The organism is Streptoalloteichus tenebrarius, assembly GCF_024171885.1.
Taxonomy (GTDB): Bacteria; Actinomycetota; Actinomycetes; order Mycobacteriales; family Pseudonocardiaceae; genus Streptoalloteichus; species Streptoalloteichus tenebrarius.
Genome location: NZ_JAMTCP010000004.1, coordinates 327,274 through 334,631, shown reverse-complemented (window position 1 = coordinate 334,631; position 7,358 = coordinate 327,274). Strand labels below are relative to the sequence as shown.

Here is a 7,358-nt window from a genome sequence, read left to right as displayed (position 1 = left end):
GCAACGCGGCGCGCAGGCGGCGGTTGTAGCCGGACTGGCCCGGCAGGTCAGGAAACGCCCCGGGCAGGTGGTCAGGCACGAACCGCAGCCACCGTGCCTCGGAGGTGAACCCGAGCAGCGCCTGGGCCACCGCGAGGGTGATCAGCTCCGCATCGGTGAGCTTGGGAGGTCGGCCCCACCGGGGCCTGCCAGCCAGGTAATCGTCGATCTTGACGTAGAGTGCGGTGAGAAGGGTGTTCAGGTCGGTCGTCACAAACTGATCTTGAGCACCCTTCGTCCGTCTCCCGGCACCACCCCGGACTTACGCATTACTCGTCTAGCTCCCCGCCCCAGCCGGCCCCGCCGGACGGCGCGGCGAATCGCCTGTCAGGCGGGGCGGGCGGCGAACGGCCCGTGACCGGAGAAGACCAGCTCGGCGAAGCGCTCCCCGATCCGCCGGTGGGTGGCGGCGTCCGGGTGGAGCTGGTCGGGCAGGGGCAGCTCGGCGAAGTCGGCCTCGCCGTAGAGGTCGCGGCCGTCGAGGTGGTGCAGGTGCGGGTCGCTGGCCGCCCGCTGCTCCACGATCCGGGCCAGCTCGGCCCGGATGACGGTGAGCGTCAGCTTCCCCCCGGCGCGCTCGGCCGGGTCGCCGGTGGCCAGGAACCGCACCTCGCCCCTGGCGAGCGCGTCGAGGTCGAACGCCCCGGGGCCCGGGGTGTCCTCGTGGATGGGGCAGTACAGCGGCGAGACGACCAGCAGCGGTGTCGTGGGGTGCCCCTCGCGGATGGTGTCGAGGAAACCGTGCACCGCCGGGCCGAACGCCCGCAGGCGCATCAGGTCGGCGTTGACCAGGTTGATGCCGATCTTGACGCTGATCAGGTCGGCCGGGGTGTCGCGCAGGGTGCGGGCGGTGAACGGGTCGAGCAGGGCGCTGCCGCCCAGGCCGAGGTTGACCAGTTCCACGCCGGCGCTGGCGGCGGCGAGCGCCGGCCAGGTGGTGGACGGACTCGCGGCGTTGGAGCCGTGGCTGATCGAGCTGCCGTGGTGCAGCCACACCCGGCGGCCCCGGTCGGGGACCGGCTCGACGGGGGCGTTGGCGCGCAGGGCGACGAGTTCGGTGGTCTCGTTGTGCGGCAACCAGATCTCGACGTCCTTCACGCCCTCGGGCAGGTCGGCGAAGCGCAGCGTGCCGACCGGGCCTGGCTGGTGCTCGACGGCCCCGGTGGCCATGTCGATGATCAGGGCGTTGCCGCCGGGCGCGCTGGCCTGGTCGACCAGGCGTCCGTCGATCCGCAGGTCGTACACGGCCCGCGGGCGGGGCGGGATGCCGAGGTAGATCCGTCTGGTGGGCAGCGTGTCCAGTTCGACGGCGGTGGCCCCGGTGCGGAAGGCCAGCCGGACGCCGGAGGGCTGGGACTCCGCCATGGCGAGTTGCCCGTCGGCGCACTGGGCTCGGGCCCACGCCGGCAGGCGGTGCGGCAGCACGCCGTGCTCGGTGCGCTCCAGTTCGAGGGCGCCGCGCAGGATGTCCTCGGTGATCGGTGTGCTGGTCCAGCGGGATTCGTCGCGCATTGTCATCGCCTGTCGTTCGGTGTCGTGTGGGCGGTCGCCACCCGCGTGGTCGGCGGCTGCCGGCTTGGGGCGAGCCGCGTGGTCAGGGCGCGGGCCAGTTGCGCAGCAGGGCGTCGAGGGCGTCGACGATCCGGGTCCAGGTCTCCTGCGTGTCGGGCGCGCTGTGGCTGAACCCGCCCGCCGCCTCCAGGCTGATGTAGCCGTGGAAGACGCTGCCCAGCAGCCGGACGGCGTGGGTCTGGTCGGGTTCGGCCAGGTCGTAGCCCCGCAGGATCGCCCGGGTCATCTCGGCGTGCCGGACGCCGGCGCTGGCCGCCGCCGTCTCCGGGTCGAGCCGCAGCCGCGTGGCGTCGTAGCGGCCGGGGTGCTCGCGGGCGTAGTCGCGGTAGACGTCGGCGAAGGCGGCCAGCGCGTCCCTGCCGGCCCGCCCCGCCAGGGCGGCCGCGGCCCTGTCGGCGAGTTCCTCCAGCGCGAGCAGGGCGATCCTGGTCCTCAGGTCCTGGGAGTTCCTCAGGTGCGAGTACAGGCTCGCGACCCTGACGTCGAACCGCCGGGCGAGCGCCGAGAGGGTCACCTGGTCGAAGCCGATCTCGTCGGCCAGTTCCGCCCCCGCCCTGACCAGGCGTTCCGGGGTCAGTCCCGCGCGTGCCACGCCTTCTCCTCCCTCTACCTAAAGCCATTATGCGCTTGCCTAAACCCTTTAGGCAACCTAGCGTGGTCGGCATGAGGCCACTGACCGAACAGGAGATCCGGGCCGCGTTCGTCAACCGCACCAAGGGCGAGGCGAAGCGCCTGGCCGTGCCGCGCGACCTCGCCGACCAGCCGTGGGACGACCTGGACTACCTCGGCTGGCGCGACCCCCGGGCCCCCGACCTCGCCTACCTCGTCACCGAACTGGACGGCCGGCCGACGGCGGTCGCGCTGCGCCGCCCCAGCCCGACCCCGGGGCAGCGCCGCCGCAGCATGTGCTCGATCTGCCTGACCACCCACAGCGGCGGCGTCCCCCTGATGGTCGCCCCCAGGGCGGGCAAGGCCGGACAGCAGGGCAGCTCGGTGGGCACCTACCTCTGCGACGACCTCTCCTGCTCGCTGTACGTGCGGGGCAGGAAGGACGCGGGCATGGGCGCGCGGCTCCCGGAGTCGCTCACCCAGGAGGAGAAGATCCAGCGCACCGTGGCGAACCTCGCGGCGTTCCTCGCCAAGGTGACCACCTGACCCACCCCCGCGAGCCCGGGCGCCCGGCCGGCGACCGGGACGGGCCGGCCGCCCCTCTCGGTACTGTTGATCCACATGACGCACGCCGAGATCGAGATCACCGCGGAGCTGGTGCGGGACCTGCTGCGCGACCAGCACCCCGACCTGGCCGACCACCCCGTGCGGCTCGGCGCGCGGGGCTGGGACAACCAGCTCTGGCGGCTCGGCGACGACCTCGCGGTCCGGTTGCCCTGGGCGACGCGCTCCGCCGACGCGCTGCTGCGCAAGGAGCACACCTGGGTGCCCACCATCGCGCCGCGTCTTCCGCTGCCGGTCCCCGTCCCGCAACGCCTCGGCGAGCCCTCCGCGCGGTTCCCGCGCCCCTGGATCGTCACCACGTGGGTGCCGGGCACTCCGGCCGACCGCGCGCCGGTCACGCGCGCGGAGGAGGCGGCCGAGACCCTGGCCGCCTTCCTGACGGCGCTTCACCACCCCGCCCCCGAGGGGGCGCCCGCCGGCCGGGGCCGAGGAGGGCCGCTGGCCTCCTACGCCGAGGGTTTCAGCCAGCAGCTCGCCTCGGCCACCGAGCGGGGGCTCATCCCCGACCCGGACGCCGTCCGCGGGGTCTGGGCGGACGCCGTCGCCGCGCCCGACTGGGACGGCCCGGCGCTGTGGCTGCACGGCGACCTGCACCCGGCCAACGTCCTCACCGCCGACGGTGCCCTCTGCGGCGTGGTCGACTTCGGCGACCTCTTCGCGGGCGACCCCGCCTGCGACCTCGCCGCCGCCTGGATCCTGCTGCCGGACGACGCTCTCGACCGCTTCCACGCCGCCTACCGCCCCGCCGCGGACGCCGCGACCCTGCGCCGCGCCCGCGGCGGGGCGGTGCTGCGTGCCCTCGCCTGCGTCCTCATCGGAGACGCCGGCGTCCACGGCCGGCCCGGCGGCAAGCCCACCTGGGGTCCACCGGGCCACGCCTCGCTGCGACTCCTCATCGCGACGGCCCGGCGCTGATCAACCGTTTCCGCGTGCTCGGAGCCCTTCGCGGCCGCCGCGGTTGACGACCACCGTCAGGGGGACGCGGGGGAGAAGCACTCCGCAAGCCACCGCTCGATGTCGCGCAGCGCCGCCTTGGCCATCCCTGTCGGTCGGAGGGTGAAGCCGTGGGGCGCTTCCGGGTAGATCCGGAGGTCAACCGAGCCTCCGGCCGCCGACACCCGGGCCGCCATGGCCATGTTGTCCTCCAGCAGGATGTCCGCGCTGCCGACGACCATCAACAGCGGGGGCAGGCCGCGCAGATCGCCATAGATGGGGGAGACGTCCGGGATCGTGCGGTCGGCCACGTGACCGGCGTAGGCCTGGATGAAGTACTCGTCGGCGATCAGTCGGCCCGCCGGGGTCAGGCCGCTCATGTCGTAGGTGCCGTACTCCAGCGCGGCGCCCGTGAACGACCCGGCGAGACCGCGATCGCGCAGGCGCAGCAACGTCGTCATGACCAGCGTGGCTCCCGCCGAGAAACCGCCGACCGTCAGCCGTGTCGTGCCGAAGCGGGCCTCGGCCTGCTCCAGCAGCCACAGCGCCGCCGTTTCGCAGTCGTCGGGAGCGGCCGGCCAGGGGTGCTCGGGAGCCAGGCGGTAGTCCACGCTCACGACGGCGACGCCGAGAGCGTCCGCGAGCTGCTGGTTGCGCGCGTCCCCCCGCGCCGCCGTCCCCATGTAGAAGCCACCGCCGTGGATGTCCAGATGGACACCCCGGGGCGCGGCGCCGCCAGGAGTGAGGATTCGCACGGGCACCCGCCGGCCGGCGGCTTCGACGACCTCCTCCACGGCTGACGAGTCAGCGTCGGAGGGGACCACGTCCCGCTGGGCTCGTGCCGCTCGCAGCTCGTCGAGGTTGCTCGGTCCCCTCCTCATCGCCGAGGCGGCGTTGGCCGCGCGGATCTCGTCGACGTGCGCCGCGAGTGCCGGGTCGATGAGACTCCTCAGCCCCAACTGCATGTGCTTCCCCCAGTGTTCTGCGTGGTGGCTCGGTTCCGGCGCGGCCCAGGGACGGCGACCGGGTCGGCGTGGTCGACCAGGGTGTCCGGGAGCGGCGTCGCGAGGAGCGAGTCTCGTCGAGGTGGTGGGGCGTCAACAATGACGATCTTCCACAAGATCACTTGTCGCTCGTTGTCGTGTGGCCCGCTGGCCCCGCCCAGGTGGCGTGTCCGCCGCGGCGTCGCCGTGCTCGACCCGCGTGGACCGCGCCGTCCACCGGTCCAGCCCTCCGCCGGGTGCTGAGCGTGGAGCGTCAGAGCCTCAGCACGTCCAGATCGACGCACTCGGCCATGGCCCGCGCACCGGCGTCGTTGAGGTGCATGCCGTCCCCGCTGTCGAACTCCGGGCGCAGGTAGTCCGGCCGCGCCGGGTCCTCCACGGCGCGCGCGACGTCGAAGACCGCGTCGAAGACGCTGCCGCCGCGGATCCACTCGTTCACCTCGCGCCGCGCGGCCAGACCCTCGGGCGTGTTGTGGCCGGGGTAGATCGCGCCGGCGAACGGGCCGATGGTCGCGGCGTGGATGACCAGACCGGCCTCGTGCGCCCGGTGGGCCAGCTCGGTGAACCCGGCGACCAGGTCGTCGGCGGTGGCGGGCGGCAGCCCGAGCATCCCGGGCAGACCCAGGTCGTTGATCCCGAAGTGCGCCAACACCTGGGTGACGCCCGGGACCGACAGCACGTCCCGTTCGAAGCGGGCCAGCGCGTGCTCGCCGACCCCGTCGGTCAGCAGGCGGTTTCCGGCGATCCCCTGGTTGACCACCCAGCCCCGCCGCAGCCGTCGGTTGAGCCAGTCGACCGAACGCCGGTTGGCCCCGACCGTGCTGCCCACACCCTCGAACCAGGAGTCGCCGAACGCGACGGCGACCCCGGCGCCCTCCGGGGCGAGGACGTCGACGCCGGTCACGAAGAACCGGCCCTCGACCTCCTCGGCCCCGACCAGGTTCGCCGCGCCGGTCTGGTCGCCGTCGGCGACGTGGGCGGTCTCGACGGGCATGTGCGAGAAGGTCGCCAGACCGGTCTCCTCGGGCAGGTGGAGGCTGAGGACGAGGTCGTCGCCGGCCCGGACGGCCAGCTCGACCGGATCGCTGACCACCTCGCCGCCCGGCGGGACCGTCACGCGCCGGCTGCCGTCGAAACGCAGCACGACGTCGGTCTCGGTGACGATCTGGTCGGCGATCCCGCGCTCGGCCAGGCGCGCGACGCCGACGGTCAGGGGAGAGCGGCCGTAGCGGTTGGACAGCCGCACCCGGACCCGCTCACCTCCGCCGGCCATGTGCAGGACCTGACGCACTGTCTGGTCGTGGAAGCCTCGTGGCTCGTTGAAGCGGACGCTCTCATCCGGGCTGATCACGGCGCTGCGAAAACCCGCCACCCACCGCGTGGTCATGACACACCTTTCTCGTGACTTCTTGTTGTTCGCCCGCCGCCGGGCACGGCGGAGCTGGCCGGTGCGGGGCGCGTTGACGGCCTCTCTTGGCAGACGCGGTCCGGACGACATCGCTGGTCAGACGCCGAGTCGCGTGCTCCTGGGCCGGCCGGCGCCAAGTGACCGGGAGGTCAGGGCGAGCCGGACCGCCGACTCCGACGGGCCGAAGCGACCGCGCAGGGGCTGCGGCCCGTGTCGGGGAAGGGCACGGCGTTCCGGTCCATCACCGGGTGTTCCCGCGCGCCGACAGCGCGGTCAGGAAGGTCGTCACGTGCTCGGCCGCCGCGTCCCGGGCGGCCTGGGGGTCGCCGTCGCCGATCGCCTTCAGCACGCGGGCGTGCCCGGGGTCCTCGTGGTGCTCCCGGGGTTGGCGGGCCCCGCCGAGTCGGACCGAGGCGCGGACGGAGTCGAGCATGCTCCCGTACAGGCGGGCCAGCACCGGGTTGCCCGCCGCCTCGACCACGGCCAGGTGGAACTCCACGGCGGCCCGGTTGAACTCCTCGCCCCTGCCGTCGCGGAGGGCGGCCATCTGACGCTCGTGCACGGCGGCGAGGCGATCCAGGTCGGTCCGGGTGCGGTGTTCGGCGGCGAGGCCCGCCGCCTCCACCTCCAGACCGCGCCGCGTCTGGAGCACGTGGACCAGCTCGGCCTCGGCCAGATAGCGGGTCAACACGGCGTCGACCTCGTGCGTGCCGCGGACGAACGTCCCCCGGCCCTGCGCGGTCTCCAGCAGCCCCACGTACACCAGGGCCTGCACCGCCTGGCGCAACGTGCTGCGACTCACCTGGAGCCGCTCCACCAACTCGTCCTCGGTGGGGATCTTGCTGCCCATCGGCCACTCGCCGCTGACGATCGCGGACCTCAGCCGCTCGATCGTGCCCTCGACCAGCGCCGACCGCGGGACCGCGCGCATCGCTCACCTCCGGGAAAGAACATATCATCATCCCTTACTTAGGTGATCCTAACTCATGGGGCGCGCGCGGATGACGGCAGGCGATGACAGGGCGGGCAGCCGGTGAAGGGCCGGCGCGGTTGGCGCGGGCGGCCGCGGTGGGTGGCGGTGGCCGGCGGGGCCGCGACATGCCCCTTGTTGGACGTCGCGGCGGCGGAGGCGGTGGTTCCACCATCAGGCCCGGGACGACGCCGACAAC

General features: G+C 73.6%; 7 protein-coding genes and 1 pseudogene. 2 read left to right on the top strand and 6 right to left on the bottom strand.

What is annotated here, in order from left to right:
- The 3 genes and pseudogenes from LX15_RS06825 to LX15_RS06815 form a co-directional block, all read right to left on the bottom strand.
- A pseudogene (locus LX15_RS06825) lies at positions 1–253 on the bottom strand (IS982 family transposase); the annotation flags it as partial.
- Between the two features lie 113 nt (positions 254–366).
- Complete coding sequence (locus LX15_RS06820; protein ID WP_253668626.1) at positions 367–1,551, bottom strand: GDSL-type esterase/lipase family protein; 1,185 nt, start codon at positions 1,549–1,551, stop codon at positions 367–369.
- An 82-nt stretch (positions 1,552–1,633) separates the two neighbouring features.
- Positions 1,634–2,203 (bottom strand): TetR/AcrR family transcriptional regulator, encoded by a 570-nt coding sequence (locus LX15_RS06815; protein WP_253668625.1) that lies wholly within the window; start codon positions 2,201–2,203, stop codon positions 1,634–1,636.
- A 71-nt stretch (positions 2,204–2,274) separates the two neighbouring features.
- On the opposite strand from LX15_RS06815, the gene LX15_RS06810 reads away from it, so the two are divergent.
- Both LX15_RS06810 and LX15_RS06805 read left to right on the top strand, forming a co-directional pair.
- Positions 2,275–2,766 carry an FBP domain-containing protein gene (locus tag LX15_RS06810; RefSeq protein ID WP_253668624.1) on the top strand — a complete coding sequence of 164 codons (492 nt, stop codon included), beginning with the start codon at positions 2,275–2,277 and terminating at the stop codon, positions 2,764–2,766.
- 75 nt (positions 2,767–2,841) lie between these two features.
- On the top strand, positions 2,842–3,759 hold the full coding sequence (locus LX15_RS06805) for a phosphotransferase (protein ID WP_253668623.1): 918 nt from the start codon (positions 2,842–2,844) through the stop codon (positions 3,757–3,759).
- A gap of 56 nt (positions 3,760–3,815) precedes the next feature.
- Here the strand turns inward: LX15_RS06805 and LX15_RS06800 are convergent, their stop codons facing one another.
- The 3 genes from LX15_RS06800 to LX15_RS06790 form a co-directional block, all read right to left on the bottom strand.
- Positions 3,816–4,742 carry an alpha/beta hydrolase gene (locus tag LX15_RS06800; protein ID WP_253668622.1) on the bottom strand — a complete coding sequence of 309 codons (927 nt, stop codon included), beginning with the start codon at positions 4,740–4,742 and terminating at the stop codon, positions 3,816–3,818.
- 292 nt (positions 4,743–5,034) lie between these two features.
- On the bottom strand, positions 5,035–6,168 hold the full coding sequence (locus LX15_RS06795) for a GDSL-type esterase/lipase family protein (protein WP_253668621.1): 1,134 nt from the start codon (positions 6,166–6,168) through the stop codon (positions 5,035–5,037).
- Positions 6,169–6,430: 262 nt separating this feature from the next.
- On the bottom strand, positions 6,431–7,120 hold the full coding sequence (locus LX15_RS06790; RefSeq protein WP_253668620.1) for a FadR/GntR family transcriptional regulator: 690 nt from the start codon (positions 7,118–7,120) through the stop codon (positions 6,431–6,433).
- Between the last annotated feature and the right edge of the window lie 238 nt (positions 7,121–7,358).

What these genes read in the sequence shown, in the direction of transcription:
- LX15_RS06790 (WP_253668620.1), bottom strand. Translation starts at nt 7,120, where the DNA reads ATGCGCGCGGTCCCGCGGTCGGCGCTGGTCGAGGGCACGATCGAGCGG.
- LX15_RS06820 (WP_253668626.1), bottom strand. Translation starts at nt 1,551, where the DNA reads ATGCGCGACGAATCCCGCTGGACCAGCACACCGATCACCGAGGACATC.
- LX15_RS06805 (WP_253668623.1), top strand. Translation starts at nt 2,842, where the DNA reads ATGACGCACGCCGAGATCGAGATCACCGCGGAGCTGGTGCGGGACCTG.
- LX15_RS06800 (WP_253668622.1), bottom strand. Translation starts at nt 4,742, where the DNA reads ATGCAGTTGGGGCTGAGGAGTCTCATCGACCCGGCACTCGCGGCGCAC.
- LX15_RS06810 (WP_253668624.1), top strand. Translation starts at nt 2,275, where the DNA reads ATGAGGCCACTGACCGAACAGGAGATCCGGGCCGCGTTCGTCAACCGC.
- LX15_RS06795 (WP_253668621.1), bottom strand. Translation starts at nt 6,168, where the DNA reads ATGACCACGCGGTGGGTGGCGGGTTTTCGCAGCGCCGTGATCAGCCCG.